The organism is Flavobacterium sp. N2550, from assembly GCF_025947265.1.
Taxonomy (GTDB): Bacteria; Bacteroidota; Bacteroidia; order Flavobacteriales; family Flavobacteriaceae; genus Flavobacterium; species Flavobacterium endophyticum.
This window is the reverse complement of the sequence record NZ_CP110007.1, coordinates 2,409,380-2,426,559: the sequence shown is the minus strand read 5'-3', so window position 1 is coordinate 2,426,559 and position 17,180 is coordinate 2,409,380. Positions and strand designations below refer to the sequence as shown.

At 38.0% G+C, this 17,180-nt stretch carries 18 protein-coding genes and 1 tRNA gene; 12 read left to right on the top strand and 7 right to left on the bottom strand.

The genetic code is table 11. The features are described from left to right. The first annotated feature begins 37 nt into the window (after positions 1 to 37). The 3 genes from OLM56_RS10685 (at position 38) to OLM56_RS10675 (ending at position 4,950) form a co-directional block, all read left to right on the top strand. Positions 38 to 493 (top strand): hypothetical protein, encoded by a 456-nt coding sequence (locus OLM56_RS10685; RefSeq protein WP_264526948.1) that lies wholly within the window; start codon positions 38 to 40, stop codon positions 491 to 493. A 106-nt stretch (positions 494 to 599) separates the two neighbouring features. Continuing rightward, on the top strand, positions 600 to 3,119 hold the full coding sequence (locus tag OLM56_RS10680) for a PIG-L family deacetylase (protein WP_264526947.1): 2,520 nt from the start codon (positions 600 to 602) through the stop codon (positions 3,117 to 3,119). Between the two features lie 112 nt (positions 3,120 to 3,231). Beyond that, positions 3,232 to 4,950, top strand: coding sequence for a sodium:solute symporter (locus OLM56_RS10675; protein WP_264526946.1), 1,719 nt, complete (start codon positions 3,232 to 3,234; stop codon positions 4,948 to 4,950). A 54-nt stretch (positions 4,951 to 5,004) separates the two neighbouring features. On the opposite strand, the gene OLM56_RS10670 is transcribed toward OLM56_RS10675, so the two are convergent. Then, positions 5,005 to 5,853 (bottom strand): DUF2911 domain-containing protein, encoded by an 849-nt coding sequence (locus OLM56_RS10670; RefSeq protein ID WP_121376465.1) that lies wholly within the window; start codon positions 5,851 to 5,853, stop codon positions 5,005 to 5,007. Positions 5,854 to 5,990: 137 nt separating this feature from the next. On the opposite strand from OLM56_RS10670, the gene OLM56_RS10665 reads away from it, so the two are divergent. Both OLM56_RS10665 and OLM56_RS10660 read left to right on the top strand, forming a co-directional pair. After that, complete coding sequence (locus OLM56_RS10665; RefSeq protein ID WP_264526945.1) at positions 5,991 to 6,458, top strand: SRPBCC family protein; 468 nt, start codon at positions 5,991 to 5,993, stop codon at positions 6,456 to 6,458. A 3-nt stretch (positions 6,459 to 6,461) separates the two neighbouring features. Next, positions 6,462 to 7,742, top strand: coding sequence for a cryptochrome/photolyase family protein (locus OLM56_RS10660; RefSeq protein WP_264526944.1), 1,281 nt, complete (start codon positions 6,462 to 6,464; stop codon positions 7,740 to 7,742). A 9-nt stretch (positions 7,743 to 7,751) separates the two neighbouring features. Here the strand turns inward: OLM56_RS10660 and OLM56_RS10655 are convergent, their stop codons facing one another. From OLM56_RS10655 to OLM56_RS10635, 5 genes are read right to left on the bottom strand one after another with little or no spacing between them, the layout of a single operon-like run. Beyond that, positions 7,752 to 8,414, bottom strand: coding sequence for an HAD family hydrolase (locus tag OLM56_RS10655; protein WP_264526943.1), 663 nt, complete (start codon positions 8,412 to 8,414; stop codon positions 7,752 to 7,754). A gap of 6 nt (positions 8,415 to 8,420) precedes the next feature. Next, complete coding sequence (locus OLM56_RS10650) at positions 8,421 to 9,077, bottom strand: HAD family hydrolase (RefSeq protein ID WP_121376469.1); 657 nt, start codon at positions 9,075 to 9,077, stop codon at positions 8,421 to 8,423. A 35-nt stretch (positions 9,078 to 9,112) separates the two neighbouring features. Next, the gene (locus tag OLM56_RS10645; protein WP_264526942.1) at positions 9,113 to 9,841 is read right to left on the bottom strand and encodes a tRNA threonylcarbamoyladenosine dehydratase; all 729 of its coding nucleotides are present in this window, start codon (positions 9,839 to 9,841) and stop codon (positions 9,113 to 9,115) included. 14 nt (positions 9,842 to 9,855) lie between these two features. Further along, entirely contained in the window at positions 9,856 to 10,506 is a 651-nt protein-coding gene (locus OLM56_RS10640) for a TatD family hydrolase (RefSeq protein WP_264526941.1), read from the bottom strand. Between the two features lie 3 nt (positions 10,507 to 10,509). After that, complete coding sequence (locus OLM56_RS10635; protein WP_413614429.1) at positions 10,510 to 11,112, bottom strand: DUF1684 domain-containing protein; 603 nt, start codon at positions 11,110 to 11,112, stop codon at positions 10,510 to 10,512. A 97-nt stretch (positions 11,113 to 11,209) separates the two neighbouring features. Between OLM56_RS10635 and OLM56_RS10630 the strand changes: the two genes are divergently transcribed. From OLM56_RS10630 to OLM56_RS10615, 4 genes are all read left to right on the top strand, one after another. After that, entirely contained in the window at positions 11,210 to 12,424 is a 1,215-nt protein-coding gene (locus OLM56_RS10630) for an MDR family MFS transporter (RefSeq protein ID WP_264526940.1), read from the top strand. A gap of 286 nt (positions 12,425 to 12,710) precedes the next feature. Continuing rightward, positions 12,711 to 13,070 (top strand): BlaI/MecI/CopY family transcriptional regulator, encoded by a 360-nt coding sequence (locus OLM56_RS10625; RefSeq protein ID WP_121376474.1) that lies wholly within the window; start codon positions 12,711 to 12,713, stop codon positions 13,068 to 13,070. Positions 13,071 to 13,072: 2 nt separating this feature from the next. After that, positions 13,073 to 14,707, top strand: coding sequence for a M56 family metallopeptidase (locus tag OLM56_RS10620; RefSeq protein WP_264526939.1), 1,635 nt, complete (start codon positions 13,073 to 13,075; stop codon positions 14,705 to 14,707). Between the two features lie 73 nt (positions 14,708 to 14,780). After that, a complete protein-coding gene (locus OLM56_RS10615; protein WP_264526938.1) occupies positions 14,781 to 14,921 on the top strand; it encodes an SsrA-binding protein in 141 nt (46 codons plus the stop codon). Here the strand turns inward: OLM56_RS10615 and OLM56_RS10610 are convergent. Then, positions 14,918 to 15,430 (bottom strand): adenine phosphoribosyltransferase, encoded by a 513-nt coding sequence (locus tag OLM56_RS10610; RefSeq protein WP_264526937.1) that lies wholly within the window; start codon positions 15,428 to 15,430, stop codon positions 14,918 to 14,920. The two genes, OLM56_RS10615 and OLM56_RS10610, sit on opposite strands and share 4 nt — an antisense overlap. A 70-nt stretch (positions 15,431 to 15,500) precedes the next feature. Between OLM56_RS10610 and OLM56_RS10605 the strand changes: the two genes are divergently transcribed. From OLM56_RS10605 to OLM56_RS10595, 3 genes are all read left to right on the top strand, one after another. Next, a tRNA-Arg gene (locus OLM56_RS10605) sits at positions 15,501 to 15,574 on the top strand. Positions 15,575 to 15,725: 151 nt separating this feature from the next. Further along, positions 15,726 to 16,295 carry a Crp/Fnr family transcriptional regulator gene (locus tag OLM56_RS10600; protein ID WP_121376478.1) on the top strand — a complete coding sequence of 190 codons (570 nt, stop codon included), beginning with the start codon at positions 15,726 to 15,728 and terminating at the stop codon, positions 16,293 to 16,295. Positions 16,296 to 16,409: 114 nt separating this feature from the next. Then, positions 16,410 to 17,171, top strand: coding sequence for an SDR family oxidoreductase (locus tag OLM56_RS10595; protein ID WP_264526936.1), 762 nt, complete (start codon positions 16,410 to 16,412; stop codon positions 17,169 to 17,171). Positions 17,172 to 17,180: the final 9 nt, after the last annotated feature.

Here is a 17,180-nt window from a genome sequence, read left to right as displayed (position 1 = left end):
ATTTCGGTCAATATAAGAACCTAAAAAAAATGCAGCTATGAAAACTCTAAAATTATTAATCGTAGGATTTGGCTTATTTGTGGCGAGTTCTCTTCAAGCCCAAGTATCAGTAAATGTAAGTATCGGAAGTCGTCCAGACTGGGGCCCTGTCGGATATACCGAAGCGAATTACTATTATCTTCCAGACATTGAAGCCTATTATGATGTAAGAGCTTCTAATTTTATCTACATCAGCAATGGAAACTGGATTAGAGGCAGATACTTACCAGCCAGATACAGAAATTATGATCTTTACAACGGCTATAAAGTTGTATTAACAGACTATCATGGTGCAAGGCCTTATGCACATTTTAATACGCATAGAGTAAAATATTACAGAGGCAACAGGCCACATACGGTAGTAGTAAGAGATGTCCACCATTATCACGACAATCACAAGCACTACAAAAAACACAAAGTAAAAAAACATCACAGACATCATCACGATGACTAGATAAATCGAGAGCCAAAGGCTCTCTTTTTTGTTAAAGTCGTAACTAGAAAAACACACAGGAAAATTAATTATTATATTTGAAGCTACTGAGTTCCATAAAATTAAAATGATACATAAAACTGCTTACCACACCCTACTTTTCTTCCTATTTTCATTCGGTATTCTGAATGCTCAACAGCCGCAGAAATTAAATTCTGGCGAAATCTACGAACAAGTACAAAAACTAAATTTTCTAGGTTCGGTTTTATACGTAGCCGCACATCCAGATGATGAAAACACCAAGCTTATTTCTTATTTTTCTAATGAAATTAAAGCCCGAACGGCCTATCTTTCTTTGACTCGAGGCGATGGCGGACAGAACTTAATAGGTGCCGAACTCCGAGAATTACTTGGCGTCTTAAGAACTCAAGAGCTATTGGCCGCCAGAAGAATTGATGGCGGGGAACAACTATTTTCTCGTGCCAATGATTTCGGATTTTCTAAAGAACCAAATGAAACTTTTTCGATCTGGGACAAAAATCAGGTCTTAAGCGATGTCGTTCTCGCTATCCGAAAATTCAGGCCCGATATTATTATCAATCGCTTTGACCATAGAAGTCCGGGAACCACGCACGGACATCATACCGCTTCTGCTATGCTCAGCATGGAGGCTTTTGATTTGGCCGCAAACAAGAAAAGCTATCCAGAACAGCTCACTTCATGGGAAACCTGGCAGCCAAAACGAATATTTTTTAATACTTCATGGTGGTTTTACGGCTCAGAAGAAAAATTTGAGCAGGCAGACAAAAGCAAGATGATTGCAATCAACGCAGGCGTCTATTTTGGAATAAAAGGTAAAAGCAATGGCGAAATTGCCGCCTTAAGCAGAAGCCAGCACAAATGCCAAGGCTTCGGTACTTTAGGAACTCGCGGCGACGAAATGGAATATATAGAATTTCTAAAAGGTGATTTTCCAAAAGACAAAAACAATTTATTTGATGGCATAAACACCACTTGGACAAGAGTCAAAGGTGGCGAAGCCATCGGAAAGATACTAAATGAAGTCCAAGCTAATTTCAACTTTAATGATCCTTCCGTACACCTTCCAAAATTGATTGAAGCGTACAATCTCATCAGCAAGTTAGAAGACGAGCATTGGAAAACCATCAAAAAACAAGAACTTGAAACTATTATCTTGGCTTCTGCAGGATTGTTCTTAGAAGGTACTGCTTCTGAACAAAGCACTAATCCAAATAATGAATTTATATTGAGGCTCGAGGCCGTAAATCGAAGCAGCCAAGATATCGAATTGATCGATGTCAGCTTTCTAAATAATCCTGAAAATGGTAAAATTTCAGGCAAAAAGCTTGATAAAAACAGTCTCTTCAAAGCCGAAAAGAAATTACGTACCGCGCTTGGAACACCTTATACCTCCCCTTATTGGCTAAATGAAAAAGGAACTTTAGGAATGTATTCCGTAAAAGACATGGCCTTGATTGGAAAACCGGATACTGAAAAGCTCAAATTAAAATGGAGCCTGAAAATTGCAGGACAGCCTTTTGATGTCTACAGAGAAATTATCTATAAATATTCAGATCCTGAAAAAGGCGAAGTATATCAGCCTTTTGAAGTCCTGCCCGAAGCAACAGCGCTCGTTTTGGATGATGTGACTATTTTCCCAGATTCTAGACAAAAGCCAATTTCTGTAAAGATAAAAGCAGGAAAAGCAAACTTAAAAGGCGGCATTAGCCTTCAAGTACCACAAGGCTGGAAGGTTTCTCCTGAAACTATCGATTTTGAAATCGCCATGAAAAATGACGAAAAGATTGTTATTTTCAACGTCACGCCTCCTGCTTCAGAAAACAAAGGAATCATTTCGCCTGTAATCACTTCTGAAGGAAAAAAATATGGACAGAAACTGACCACCATTCAGTACGATCATATTCCAAAACAATCTGTTTTAATGCCTTCCGAAGCTTCTGTCGTACGATTGGACATTAAAAGAGAAGGACAGACTATCGGTTATATTGAAGGTGCTGGAGATGAAATTCCGCAGAGTCTGAAACAAATCGGTTATGACGTACGAATCATAAAGCCGAATGAAATTACAGAAACTTCTTTGGCTGGATTTGACGCCATCGTAATGGGAATCCGTGCGTATAACGTAATTTCTGACCTGCAATTCAAACAGCGCTATCTTTTGGAATATGTAAAAAATGGCGGCAATCTGATCGTGCAATACAATACTTCTGGAAGACGCGGATTCAATGTACCGGATTTTTCTCCGTACGAACTGAATCTTTCGAGCGACAGGGTTACCGATGAAAATGCAAAAGTTTCGTTTCTGAACGCAACGCATTCCGTTTTAAATCATCCTAATAAGATAACAGAAACCGATTTCCAAGGCTGGGTTCAAGAAAGAGGATTATATTTCCCTGATAAATGGGCGCCTGAGTTCACGCCTATCCTTGGCATGAAAGATTTAGGCGAATCTGAAAAACAAGGCAGCCTTTTAATCGCGAATTACGGAAAAGGATATTATATTTACACAGGATTAAGCTTTTTTAGGGAATTGCCAGCCGGCGTTCCAGGTGCATTTAAGCTTTTTACCAATCTTATTTCCGTAGGAAAAAAGGAAAAATCATAAAATAATGGAAGAAAAGAAATTAAGAAGCTGGAAAAGAAATTACACTTTGGTGCTTGTAATGAACGCCCTGTACATTCTGATTTTTTACTTTATAATGCAATATTTTTCATAAATGCAGGTAATCGACTGGGTAGTTTTAATCATTACGCTTTTTTTCATTGTCTTTTATGGTGCCTGGAAAACTCGAGGCAGCAAAAACGTGCAGGATTATATCTTGGGGAACAATGAGACTCCTTGGTATACCGTAGGAATTTCTGTAATGGCAACCCAGGCCAGCGCTATTACCTTCCTTTCTACTCCAGGTCAGGCTTTTAATGACGGAATGGGCTTCGTGCAGTTTTACTTCGGGCTTCCGTTGGCGATGATTATCATCTGCATCACCTTTATTCCCATTTATCATAGGCTCAAAGTATATACCGTTTATGAGTTTTTAGAACAACGTTTTGACCTTAAGACTCGTTCGCTTGCAGCCATATTATTCCTGATACAAAGAGGCTTTTCTACTGGAATTACAATTTATGCGCCAGCAATCGTATTGTCGTCTATATTGGGATGGAACTTGAATCTGATGAATATTGTCATCGGTATTTTAATCATCATCTACACGATGACCGGCGGCACAAAAGCGGTCAACGTTACCCAGAAACAGCAGATGTTTATCATCATGTCGGGAATGTTCATTGCCTTTTTTATAATATTGAGCTTATTGCCAAAAGAAGTTTCTTTCAATAATGCCTTGCAGATTGCCGGCGTAAACGACAAGATGAATATTCTTGATTTTTCTTTAGATAAAGAAAAAAGATATACCGTTTGGACCGGATTGACAGGAGGCCTATTCTTGGCCCTCTCCTATTTCGGGACTGACCAATCTCAAGCACAACGTTATTTATCAGGAAAATCGGTCAGAGAAAGCCAAATGGGGCTTGTCTTTAATGCGCTTTTAAAAGTGCCGATGCAGTTCTTCATTCTTTTGGTCGGAATTATGGTCTATGTTTTTTTCCAGTTCCAGTCCGTGCCAATCAATTTCAATCCAAATAGCAAGGCGAGTATCGAAAAGTCTTTCTATGCCACCGACTATAAAAAGCTAGAAGGCGAATTGGTGGATATCGCTTCAGAGAAAAAAGAAGTAACATTGGCGTATGTCAATCAGCTAAATATTGAAACCGACAATAAAGTCTTAAAAAACAGAATTATCGCGTTAGGAGAAAAAGAAAAAACGCTTCGCGAGAATGCTAAAGTCTTGATCAGCAAAGCCAACAAGAAAAACAAGACTACAGATAGCGATTACGTATTTATTCATTTTATTATCCATTACCTTCCAAAAGGATTTATAGGACTTCTGCTTGCCGTAATTATCTGCGCGGCGATGTCGTCTACTGCTGCAGGAATCAATTCTTTGGCCTCGACAACTGTAATCGATATCTACAAAAGAAATATCAAAACCGAAAAGTCCGAAGCGCATTTTGTGAAAGCTTCCAAAGGATTTACATTGCTTTGGGGTATGATTGCTATCCTATTTGCTTGTTTTGGTACATTGTTTGAAAACTTGATCCAGTTCGTAAATATCATCGGTTCTATATTTTATGGTACTATTTTAGGGATTTTCTTGGTAGCTTTCTATATAAAATATGTAAAAGCACAAGCCATTTTCTGGGCCGCAGTTTTCAGCCAGATTGCGATATTTATAATTTATTATCTAGCCATCTACATCTTCCCTCCTGGAAAAGAAAAATTGAGCTACTTATGGCTGAACTTTATCGGAGTTATCATCACGATTATTGTTTCGGTAACGGTGCAATATTTCAGAAATTCTAATACCAAGCAACAATAAAAAAAGCTGATTGCAATGCAATCAGCTTTAATATAAATTATAACAGAACAGTTATTATTTCTTGCTCCATTCAGCAATACTGTCTTTGTTCATTTTTACATAATCAGCATTGTTTGCTTTTTCAGCAGCAGCCAGAGACAATTTAGCCGTTTCGATAGCGCCTTTTTTATCTCCCAATTTCGACTGGATCAACGATTTTTGTCTTAAATACCAAAATGGTGCATCACCTTTTGATTTTTCAATCGCAGCATTTACCCAAGTCAAAGCTTTATTCATGTCACCGTTAGATTGGTAGTAATATTGTGCAGAAGCAAAATAATCATCCCCAGAAGGTCCTGATAATGTAGACTCGATACTAGCCATCGCTGTCTTTTGCGTAGGAACATCAAACTTAACCGCTACAAGAGTTTTTTCCCAAGAAATTTCCAAGCTTCCTGAATCATTGCTGATATTGTTGACGGCAATCGTCAAAGTTTCCACATTTCTGTTTAGGTTTTCTGGTTTTGCAGTTGTTCTAAGAACTACTTTATTTTCGTTCCATTCTGCTGGCAAGCCCCAGTTGTTGGTGTCTTTATAAAAGATAACATCCCAAGAATCTGCTTTAGGAACTGTAAACAGGCTGTAGCTTCCTTTAGGTAAGTCTTTTCCGCCAATTTTTACATCTTCGCTGAAAGTGACTACCGTATTACCGTTAGCTCCAGTTCTCCAAGTTTTTCCAAAAGGAACCAAGTCTCCGAAAATAGTTCTTCCTTTGCTGCTTGGACGAGAATACTCAATGTGCACCTCAGTTAATCCGACCACTTGCGTTACATCAGATTTTGGACTTGGCTGTGGCGTTTTTACTTGTGCCTCAGCAGTTAAAGTAATTAGAAGCAATCCTGCAGCAATAATTATCTTTTTCATATAAATTATAGTTTTTGATTTAATGTCTGCGAATTTAATAATTCCAAATCACTTATTTGTTAAATAAAACCAAGAAAAAAGTATTATATTGTTTAACTATATTAGCTTTTAATTAAACAATATAATATTTTTGCAGTATGAAATTATATACGCTGCATACAAAACAAAAGCTGCCAATCACTGTCGATGAGGCTTGGAAATTTATTGCCGATCCAAAAAACCTAGAACTAATCACTCCAAAATCGATGGGGTTCAAGACGATTTCTGGCGATGAAAAAGCAATGTTTGCAGGCCAGATCATCCATTATACGATTACGCCCCTCTTTGGTATTCCAATGCAATGGGTTACCGAAATTACGCACGTCCATGATGGAAAATTCTTTGTCGACGAGCAGCGATTCGGGCCTTATGCGTTTTGGCATCATAAACATTTCCTGACTCCTATTCCTGGCGGCGTGGAGATGGAAGATATTGTCCATTATAAAGTACCCATGGGACTCTTAGGCCAGTTAGCGCATCCTTTTCTAGTAAAGCCAAAACTTGACGAAATTTTTGCCTTCAGACGAAACAAACTTGTAGAACTTTTTGGTGAATTTAAGCAATAAGCTATGAATATATTTTGGTTTAGGCGCGACTTGAGATTGGAAGACAATCGAGGATTGTGGGAAGCTTTGTCCGCCGACGAGACTCTTCCTATTTTTATATTCGACAAGAACATCCTGCCCGAACTTCCAGAAGATGATGCCCGGGTAACTTTTATTTCGCAATTGCTGGAAAAAATCCAAAATCAGCTCGAAAAAACAGGAAAATCACTGGCCATTTTTTATGATAAACCTGAAAATATTTTTACAAAGTTAATTTCTGAAAACCCTATAAAAGCGGTCTATACCAATCATGATTACGAACCGTATGCAAGAACTAGAGATTCCGAAATCAAAAACCTTTTGAAATCTAAAAACATTGCATTTCATACTTTTAAGGATCAGGTTATTTTTGAAAAAAGTGAAGTCGTGAAGGAAGATGGAACGCCGTATGTCGTTTATACTCCGTATTCTAAAAAGTGGAAAGAAAATCTTCGAGATAAACCAATAGACTCTTTTCCTTCAGAGAAAAAAATGCGACAAATAGTTCACCATTCTTATCCTTTTCTGACGTTGAAAGATATCGGATTTCTAAAATCTACTATTCCAGTTGAAGATTTTAATACTTCTGATACGGTTATTGAAAATTATAAAGAAACTCGTGATTTCCCAAGTATCGACGGCACTTCACATTTAAGTCCGCACTTACGATTTGGCGCTGTGAGCATCCGAAAAATTGTAAAAAAGGCATTACTGCATAAAAAAGATACTTTTTTGAATGAACTGATTTGGAGAGAATTTTTCATGCAGATTCTTTGGCATTTTCCCAATACGGTTACCGAAAGCTTCCGTCCCAAATACGACCATATCAAGTGGCGTAACAACGAAAATGAATTCAAAAAATGGTGCAAAGGAAACACCGGCTATCCTATTGTTGATGCCGGAATGCGCCAATTGAATGCTACCGGAAATATGCACAACCGCGTAAGGATGATTGTCGCCAGCTTTTTATGCAAGCATCTGTTGATTGACTGGCGCTGGGGCGAAGCCTATTTTGCAGAAAAACTGTTAGACTATGAACAATCTAGCAATATCGGGAATTGGCAATGGGCTGCTGGCTCTGGCGTTGATGCGGCACCTTATTTCAGGATTTTTAATCCGAGCGAGCAAGTCAAAAAATTTGATAAGGATTTCAAATACATCAAAAAGTGGGTACCTGAATTCCAAGAACTAACCTATGTACCGATTGTTGATCACAAAGAAGCCAGAGAAAGATGCCTGAAAGTTTATAAGGAAGCTGTCGGATAGCCTCCTTAATCATTGCGAATTTATATTTTTTATTTTTTCAAAACTCAGGTCGCTAAAATCAGTCACGATCATATCAGCTTTCGATTGGTCCTGTCCTACTGCAGTTTTGCCTTTATAGGCAATACAAAAAATACCTGCCGCTTTTGCTGCTGTAATGCCATTGGTACTGTCTTCAATAACAATACATTCGTTTATGGGCGCTTTCGAATACGAAGCCGCCTTTAAAAATATCGCGGGATTTGGCTTGGATTCTGGAAAATCTTCACCACTGACTTTGTGCGTAAAGTACGGATTCAGTCCAAAACGCTCGAAAACCTTTTTGATAATCGCCATTTCCGAAGAAGAAGCTACAATCAGCTGTACTCCATTTTCGTATAAGTCAATGATGAGGTCTTTGACGCCGGGCATCAGGTGCAAGTCTTCTTTATTGTCAAACGCTTCTAAAAACAGCTTATTTTTAGCTACAATCAGGTCTTCGACCTCGTGTGCCAGCTGGAATCTGTCTTTTATCTTCTGATAAATCATCTTGTTTGAATTCCCTGTGAACGTATGGTACATTTCATCGGGAACTTCTATATCTAAATCTTTGAATTGCAATAGGCTTACATCATAGTGAACTGGCTCAGTGTCGACTAACACACCGTCCATATCAAAAATCACGGTTTTAACCATTTTGTTTTACTTTAAATTCTTAATTTTTTCGGCGTTCAGCTCGTTAAAGTGATTGATAATCAGATCTGCTTTTGACAAATCCTGAAGTTTGGTATGTTCGCTGTTATAACCTACGCAAAAAATTCCGGCTGCTTTTGAAGCTTCAATACCGTTGGAACTGTCTTCAATAACAATACATTCTTCCTTTTTAGCTATGGATAACGAAGCGGCATGTTCGAAAATGGCCGGATGCGGTTTTGATTTCGGAAAATCTTCTCCACTAACGATATCGGAAAAATACTGATGCAGATGAAATCGGTTAAAAACGCGCTCAATCGTAACCTTTGAAGCCGACGATGCCACGATAAGCTGGATGCCGTTTTGGTAAAGGTCTTTAATTAAATCTTCAACTCCTTCTAAAAGGTGCAGGTCTTTTTTGGTATCAAAAGCGTCGTTGAAAATATTTCTTTTTCGCTGTATCAAATCTTCTACGTCATGGTCCAAACCGAAAGCGTGCTTTAATTTCTGGAAAACATTACGAGTAGAATTTCCTGTAAAAGTCGCAAACATATCGTCTGTTACGGAAATTTCTAGTTCGTCAAAATGCTGGAAATAGGCATATCTATGAACCGGTTCCGTATCAACGATAACGCCGTCCATGTCAAAAATTACTGTTTTTATCATTGTTGTGTTGTGTTGTGTGTTTTTGGTAGAAAATTTTAATTGTGTTCTTCTTTTTTCAATAAATAACGGATTACCGTTTCTGCGGCATGGAGTCCGAAAAGCCCAGGCATATAGCTGTTCGTTCCATAAAATGACTTTTTGAAGTTCTTGCCATCGGTCATTCTCAAGCTAGAAGCATCTTGAATTTCAGAAGAATATACGGCTTTTACGCCTTTGTCAATCTTTACTTCTTTCAATCTTCTTTTTATGGCTTTGGCCAGATAGCAGTTTTTGGTCTTGCTGATATCCGAAACTTTTACTTTAGCAGCTTCCATCTTCCCGCCTGCGCCCATACTGCTGATAATTTTTATCTTTTTTCTTTTAGAAGCAATGATAAGATTGAGTTTTGGCGTCACGCTGTCGATGCAATCCATGACATAATCAAAATCATTGCTCACGATTTCAAATGCTCTTTCAGGGGAAAGGAATTCTTTTATTTTCGTAAGCTGTAATTCTGGATTGATATCCATCAAACGATCGCCAACTACATCTATTTTTGATACGCCAACTGTAGAATGCAATGCTGGTAATTGTCGGTTGATGTTTGTAATATCTACGACATCGCCATCAACTATGGTCATTTTTCCAACGCCTGCCCTTGCGATAAATTCGGCCGCAAAAGAGCCTACGCCACCTACTCCGACAATCAATACATTTGAATTTTTTAATTTTTCAAGACCTTCTTTTTTGAATAGCAATTCAGCCCTTTCTGTCCACTGCGCCATTTTTTCTAAATTTATTATAACTGTATTTTAAAAACTTTTTCAAAATTTAATCGGATGATTTCCTGCAATTCATCAGAACTTTTGCTTTTATATCGCGAAGCTATCGCATACACCTCTTCAATGGTTTCATCTAGGGTATCGGTTTCCAAAAAAAACTGATTGTCAGGAATATTTTTAAAGACCGATTCCAACTCTGGATTTCTCAACAAATACTTTCCGAAAGAAAGATAAAATCCGTTGCTTAGTAGCTGTTTTGCCAGCTGCTCGTTTTTTGAAAATCCGTGGATAATCATCGGAACCGTTATTCCCAAATCATTTTTAATTGCAATTAATTCCTGAAAAGAAGCTACGCAATGAATCACAACTGGCTTTTGGTATTTTTCTGCCAAAAGCAATTGTTTCCTGAATACTTCTTCTTGCAAATCAAACGGAACTTCAATCCTTTTGTCCAAGCCACATTCTCCTACTGCCAAGCAATTTGCAGATTGCAGTTTTTCTTCAATAATCCCCAAATCTTCTTCTATCCTATCTTCTACAATATACCAAGGATGGATTCCTATCGAATAAAACGGAATGGTTTCATCAAATTCCTGCGGATACTGATTCACCAATTCAAGACAATCGGGATGGTTTGAGAATTTGTGCGTATGGAGATTGTATAGCAAAACTTATTTTTTAAATTTTTTCACGCCAGCCTTGATTTCAATTTTAAGGTCATTTTCTTGTGGCGGAATCGGACAAGAATATTTGTGATTGTAAGCGCAATACGGGTTGTATGCTGTATTAAAATCAATCGCAATCGTATCGCCTTCAGGAATTTTCAGATCGACATATCTTCCACCGCCATAGCTTTCCACGCCCGAAGTCAAATCTGTGAAAGGCAAGAAAAGTGCGTCTTTGTATTTGTCAATTTTCTTCAAATCTTGGCTTTGGTAGATATTCAGCTTGAAATGCTTGCCGTCGATCGAAAAATGCGCTTCTCCATATTTTACATAGATTGGCTTTCGAGATGTTGTCGTCGGCATTTCAAAAGGTTTTTCATCGGGAGTCCTTACAAATTTTGCGTTTACAAAAAACTTTTCGCTGATCGGATAAAAATCCAACGACTTGAATTCCTTCCAATCTTTTTTGAGCAATGGACTTTTTACAGAATCAGCATATTCTGTATTGATTTCTTTTTGAAAAGCAATAACAGAATCTTTTACAAAACTTTTTTGCGCGGATGAAACCACAGCTGCCAGCAAAAACAAAAGGTTTAGAAAGCTTTTCACGGTTTTAAATTTTAGGCAAAAATAAGCAAAATAATCGATTACAGATTCTAAAAAAAGGAATCCAAACTTTGTAACTTTGTGTCAAATTCACAATTCAATGCTCCAAAAAGCTTTCAAACGCTACATCGATTCTTTTAGAGGCTTTACAAAAGAAATCTGGATACTTACACTGATTACTTTTATCAACAGGGCAGGAACTATGGTGCTGCCTTTTCTTTCGAAATATTTAAACGAAGATCTGCATTTTTCATATAACGATATTGGATGGGTTATTGCCTGTTTTGGATGTGGTTCCATGATTGGTTCATGGTTAGGTGGAAAACTTTCGGACAAGATAGGATTTTACAGAATAATGATTTTCAGTCTTCTGACAAGCGGATTGTTATTGATTTCTGTACAGTTCGTGACTTCTTTTGAAGGTTTGTGTTTTTCTATGTTTGGGATTATGATTATTGCTGACATGTTTCGACCTGCTATGTATGTTTCTTTGGGAGCTTACGCCAAACCCGAAAATAGAACGCGCGCTTTTACGCTGGTACGCTTGGCCGTGAATTTAGGATTTGCAGCAGGACCAGCATTAGGCGGCTTGATTATTATGGGAATCGGCTACAAAGGATTGTTTTGGATTGACGGTGCTTCTTGTATCATTTCAATAGTACTTTTTGCATTATTAGTCAAGGAGAAGAAGAAATCACCTTATGAAGATCATAAAAATTTTGAAGAAGCTATTGTAGATTCCGTTTTCAAAGATGCTCCATTTTGGCTTTTTCTTTTCAGCAGCTATATAACTGCAATGGTTTTCTTTCAGCTGTTCACTACTTTACCTCTGTATCATTCTAAATGGTATCACATTACAGAATTCCAAACTGGACTGCTGATGTCTTTAAACGGACTTTTGATTTTCTTTTTGGAAATGCCCACAGTCACTTTTTTGGAAAGAAAACAAGTAAGTCGATTAAAAATTATCTTGTGGGGAACTTTTCTATTCGGTTTAAGCTTTTTTGTGTTGCTTTTCAATAATTGGGTTGGGATATTGATTGTCAGCATGATTCTTATCACCTTTGGCGAAATGCTAAATTTTCCTTTCTCGAATGCTTTTGCAATGAGTCGCGCTCCAAAAGGGCATGAAGGGCGCTATATGGCTTTGTTTACGATGAGTTTTAGCTTGGCGCATATCACAAGTGCTAAATTAGGCTTTGCAATAATCAATCGTTATGGTTTCCATGCCAACTGGATCGTTATGGGAGCTTTGGGTCTTCTTTCCTGCGCCAGCATTCTTTACTTGAAACGAATGCTCTTAAAAAACAAATAGCCTATTTTTTAGATAACAAAGTTGTTTTTCTAAATTCCTTTACTTTCTGTATTACATTTTTGATTAATTTAGCCTGTATCTTTAATTTTTATTACACACTAAATATCAACTATTTACAAATAAAAAGAATATAAAAAACTAAAAAAACAGTTCAATAACTAAAAAAATAGTTTGCAAACTAAAAATTTAGTTGTAAGTTTGTCCTGTTAAAGAGTTAGATTGGTATTTCTCTTGGACGTTCTCTCTTGGAACGTTCGGGAGACTTCCAAAAAAATAAAAAAGAAAGATGCAAAAATTAACAAACAAAGAAGAAGAAGTAATGCACATTTTATGGAGACTTGAAAAAGCTTTCGTAAAAGAGATAATGGCCGAAATCAAAGAAGACCAGCCACATTACAACACACTCTCAACCATTGTGAGAATATTGGAAGAAAAGGGTTTCGTATCGCATACAGCTTTCGGAAACTCGCACCAGTATTATCCTATCGTAGCCATTGAAGACTATAGAAAACGTTTTATGACTACAGCAATTGACAATTATTTTGACAGCTCTTATAAAAACCTAGTCTCCTTTTTTGCCGAAGAAGAAAAGATTTCTGCCGACGAATTACGTGAGATTTTAGACATGATCGAAAAAAAGAAATAAGCATGGAAAACTTCATCCTCTATTTTGCAAAAGCATCTGCCCTATTGGCCGTGTTCTTTCTAGCCTACTATTTCCTGTTGCGAAAAGAGACATTCTTTACGTCTAACAGATGGTTCCTCTTGGCTGGGATACTAACCTCATTGGCTTTGCCGCTTGTTATTTTCAAAAAAATAGTGTGGACAGAACCTGTCGTAAGGCACTATGTACCCGTAGAAACAGGGGCATATCCTATGACTTACGTTAGTGATTTTCAAAAAACCGAAATACCACCAATAATTCAAGAGCCTTCGTTTGAGATTAACTGGCTGTATGTTGTAGCCGGAATCTACCTTATCGGGATGCTTTTCTTCTTAGGAAAATTTATTCGAGACTTTTGGGCACTGAAAAAAATATTTAAAAACCAGACGATTGAAACTTGCGGCAGTTTTAAGCTTGTGGATACGGATAGAATACAGTCGCCTTTTTCATTTTTTAATTATATCGTCTATAATTCAAACCGTTTCAAGCAAGAAGAATTAGATAACATTTTAGAACACGAGAAAGTCCATAGCTCGCAAATGCATTCGGCCGACATGATCATAAGCCAACTATTCTGCATTGCCTTTTGGTTTAATCCTTTTGCTTGGTTGCATAAAAAAGCTATTGTCCAAAACCTAGAATTTATTGCCGATTCGACAGCCTTAAAAATGGTTTCGGACCGAATCATATACCAAAAAACATTATTAAAAGTAAGTGCACCTCATCACTGCATTCCAATTACTAATCATTTTTTTCAATCATTAATCAAAAAGCGAATCGTTATGTTAAACACAGATCAATCAAAAAAGAGAAATTCATGGAAGTATGCAATCGTATTGCCATTACTGACAGTTTTCATGCTTCAGTTTCAAGTGGAAACCGTAGCACAGGAGAAATCTTCAAAAAAAGCAATCCAGGAAACAAATCCTTATGAATTCAAGGTCGATAAAAATTCTACGGATGACTACTTAAAACTGCAATCAGAGATTTTTAAGAAGAATAATGGGATCGACGTGAAGTTTTCAAAAGTCAAAAGAAATGCTGACAAGGAAATCGTGGCTATCAAGACAACTTACAAAGACAAGGATGGCAATTCAGGAAATTCATACCTAAAAAGCGACGAACCGATCCAGCCTTTTGTGTTGAAAAAAGAAGATGATAAAGTCGTTATTTCTAGCCCTAAAAACACATTCTACGGCAGAACTACAAACGGATCTTCTGTAGTAGTATCAGCCGACAAGCTTGAAATGCCAACACCTCCTATTCCGCCAACACCGCCAGTAATGCCTGCAATGCCAGCAATGCCAAATACGCCGCCGGTTCCGCAATTCCCAACACCTCCAACGCCTCCAACTGTTGCTTATAACGAAGACAGCAAAGAATGGAAAGAATTTGAGAAAAAGATGAAGGAATTTGAAACTAAGATGGAAGCTAAAGACGGCGAAATGGCAAAATTCGAAAAAGCCATGGAAAAATATGGTGAAGAAATGGAAGCCGCCTTCTCAAAAGACTTCGAAAAACAAATGGAAGAGTTTGAAAAGAAAATGGAAATCTTCGAAGAGCAGATGGAAGCCTATGCAAAACAGATGGAAGAACAAATGGAGAAAAACTTAAGATAAGACAAAACAAGAAAGCAAAAGGCTGTCCTAAAAAGACAGCCTTTTTTTGTATCTTTAAATAAAAAGAAAAGTCATGTTCAAACTATTAGCAAAACTAAACAAGTGGCTGCTGCCCAACTACACCAAGAAAGGCTTAGACTTAGCCAAGGCAACCAAATGGCAAAAAGCAATCATTGCCTGGAAATATTATGTCACAATCCATGCGTTAGATTAATATTTCAAGGGAGAAAAGATATCATACTGCTTGATTTTCTCTCTGCCGTTGAGAAACGTAAGCTCCATCAAGAAATTACACTGTACGATTTCCCCGCCTAGCCTTTCAACCAATTCGCACATCGCTTTTGCCGTTCCGCCAGTAGCCAAAACATCATCATGGATTAATACTCTGTCGCCTTTTTTTATAGCATCGGTATGCATTTCTAAGGTATCGGTGCCATATTCCAGTTCATACGTCGCTGCAATGGTCGTAAACGGAAGCTTCTTCGGCTTTCTCACCGGAACAAACCCCGCTCCCAATCGATACGCCAAAAGCGTAGCAAAAAAGAAGCCGCGGCTCTCTGCCCCTACAACTTTATCAATCTTTTTATCTTTTAAGCCATTGATTAGCAGTTCCAAACACGCTTTTGAAGCCTCTGAATCAGCCAAAAGAGGCGTTATATCTTTAAAAACAATTCCAGGTTTCGGAAAATCCTGAATATCACGGATGTACTTTTCTATTGACATTTTTATTACATTTAATTTCAAAATTGATTTGCAAGATAAACATAATTTCCTATATTTGCACCCGCATTAAGGCCTCGTGGCGCAACTGAATAGCGCATCTGATTACGGCTCAGAAGGTTACTGGTTTGAATCCAGTCGAGGTCACTAAAGGGACAAAAGATAAATTATCTTTTGTCCCTTTTTATTTTACCCAGCTACTAGAAAACAAAGACATAATTTGCAATACTTCCGTGTCTGTGCAAACTTTTTACCATTTGATAAATCCTGTAAAGATCCTATTTACTAATTTTCCGTCATGAAAGAACTCACAGACTTCTTATTGCAATTCGGAAACCTGAACACACAGCAGATTGACCTCATCGGCAGCAAAACTGAGGAACTCTTACTTAAGAAAGAGGCATATTTCTCAGAAGCAGGAAAAATTCCAAACCAGGTCGGCTTTATTTTAGAAGGGATTCTGCGGGTCTGCTATTACGACAACAAGGGCGAAGAAGTTACCAAATATTTCGGCGACGAAAATCACCTCATTGTTGACTGGCACCATTTCGAGGCAAAAATTCCTGCTTCAGAATACGTCCAAGCTGTTACCGAATGTAAACTGCTCGTATTTTCCCGAAAAGACTGGGAAGAACTGTCCAATACTATTATCGGATGGGACACTATTGTCAATAAAATTATCCAAAAGGCACTCATAGAAAAACTAGACCGAAGAAGTCCGCTGGTTTCAGAAGATGCCACGACACGATACCTGACATTCTTAGAAAAATTTCCCTCTATCGCCAATCGCGTTCCACTTTCTTATATCGCTTCCTATTTAGGCGTCACGCAGCAGTCGCTGAGCCGAATCAGGAAGAACATCCGTTGATCCTGATTTGCATGCACAGAGTCGGATTGGACTGAAAATCGCTTTTTACCAAATGGTAAATGGTTTTATTCTTTTCAGGGCCAACTTTGCATTGTTAATCTTAAATCAGCAAAAATGAAAAAAGCACTTATTACAGGAGCTAATAAAGGTATTGGCTTTGAGGCCGCGAGACAATTATTGCAAAAAGGCTTTTATGTCTATCTGGGAAGTAGAAATTTGGAAAGCGGACTGCAAGCAGTCGACAAATTAAAATCGGAAGGATTGTCTAATGCAGAAGCTATCCAGATGGATGTCGCCAGCGACGAATCCGTAAAAGAAGCCCGTTTGGCAATCGGTAGAAAGACAGATGTTCTGGACGTTCTCATCAACAATGCCGGAATTACAGGAGTAAAACTACAAGAAGACGGAAACTTTATCCCGCAGACCGCAACCGATACTAGCGTTGACATCTTTAAGGAAGTATACGAAACCAACGTCTATGGCGTAATAAGAGTGACGCAGGCCTTTCTGGATCTGCTAAAAAAATCAGACGAGCCGAGGATTGTAATGTTAAGCTCCAGCCAAGGTTCTATTACATTGCACAGCGATCCATCCTACAAATATTACAACCATAAAGGAGCGGTCTATCTATCCTCTAAATCCGCCCTAAATATGTACACCGTAAACTTGTCTTACGAATTGGGCGATACCAATTTCAAGATCAATGCCGTAAGTCCTGGTTTTACAAAAACCGATCTAAACTATAACAGAGGCACAGGCACGGTGGAAGATGCTGGAAAACGAATAGTAAAATACGCCCTGATAGGCAACGATGGCGTAACAGGAAAATTTTTCTGCGAAGAAACCAATCCTGAAACAGGAGAAATTCCGTGGTAGAATTTTATT

Excerpts from the sequence above, each read along its gene's own strand:
- OLM56_RS10685 (WP_264526948.1), top strand. The coding sequence starts at position 38 with ATGAAAACTCTAAAATTATTAATCGTAGGATTTGGCTTATTTGTGGCG.
- OLM56_RS10680 (WP_264526947.1), top strand. The coding sequence starts at position 600 with ATGATACATAAAACTGCTTACCACACCCTACTTTTCTTCCTATTTTCA.
- OLM56_RS10675 (WP_264526946.1), top strand. The coding sequence starts at position 3,232 with ATGCAGGTAATCGACTGGGTAGTTTTAATCATTACGCTTTTTTTCATT.
- OLM56_RS10670 (WP_121376465.1), bottom strand. The coding sequence starts at position 5,853 with ATGAAAAAGATAATTATTGCTGCAGGATTGCTTCTAATTACTTTAACT.
- OLM56_RS10665 (WP_264526945.1), top strand. The coding sequence starts at position 5,991 with ATGAAATTATATACGCTGCATACAAAACAAAAGCTGCCAATCACTGTC.
- OLM56_RS10660 (WP_264526944.1), top strand. The coding sequence starts at position 6,462 with ATGAATATATTTTGGTTTAGGCGCGACTTGAGATTGGAAGACAATCGA.
- OLM56_RS10655 (WP_264526943.1), bottom strand. The coding sequence starts at position 8,414 with ATGGTTAAAACCGTGATTTTTGATATGGACGGTGTGTTAGTCGACACT.
- OLM56_RS10650 (WP_121376469.1), bottom strand. The coding sequence starts at position 9,077 with ATGATAAAAACAGTAATTTTTGACATGGACGGCGTTATCGTTGATACG.
- OLM56_RS10645 (WP_264526942.1), bottom strand. The coding sequence starts at position 9,841 with ATGGCGCAGTGGACAGAAAGGGCTGAATTGCTATTCAAAAAAGAAGGT.
- OLM56_RS10630 (WP_264526940.1), top strand. The coding sequence starts at position 11,210 with ATGCTCCAAAAAGCTTTCAAACGCTACATCGATTCTTTTAGAGGCTTT.
- OLM56_RS10625 (WP_121376474.1), top strand. The coding sequence starts at position 12,711 with ATGCAAAAATTAACAAACAAAGAAGAAGAAGTAATGCACATTTTATGG.
- OLM56_RS10620 (WP_264526939.1), top strand. The coding sequence starts at position 13,073 with ATGGAAAACTTCATCCTCTATTTTGCAAAAGCATCTGCCCTATTGGCC.
- OLM56_RS10615 (WP_264526938.1), top strand. The coding sequence starts at position 14,781 with ATGTTCAAACTATTAGCAAAACTAAACAAGTGGCTGCTGCCCAACTAC.
- OLM56_RS10610 (WP_264526937.1), bottom strand. The coding sequence starts at position 15,430 with ATGTCAATAGAAAAGTACATCCGTGATATTCAGGATTTTCCGAAACCT.
- OLM56_RS10600 (WP_121376478.1), top strand. The coding sequence starts at position 15,726 with ATGAAAGAACTCACAGACTTCTTATTGCAATTCGGAAACCTGAACACA.
- OLM56_RS10595 (WP_264526936.1), top strand. The coding sequence starts at position 16,410 with ATGAAAAAAGCACTTATTACAGGAGCTAATAAAGGTATTGGCTTTGAG.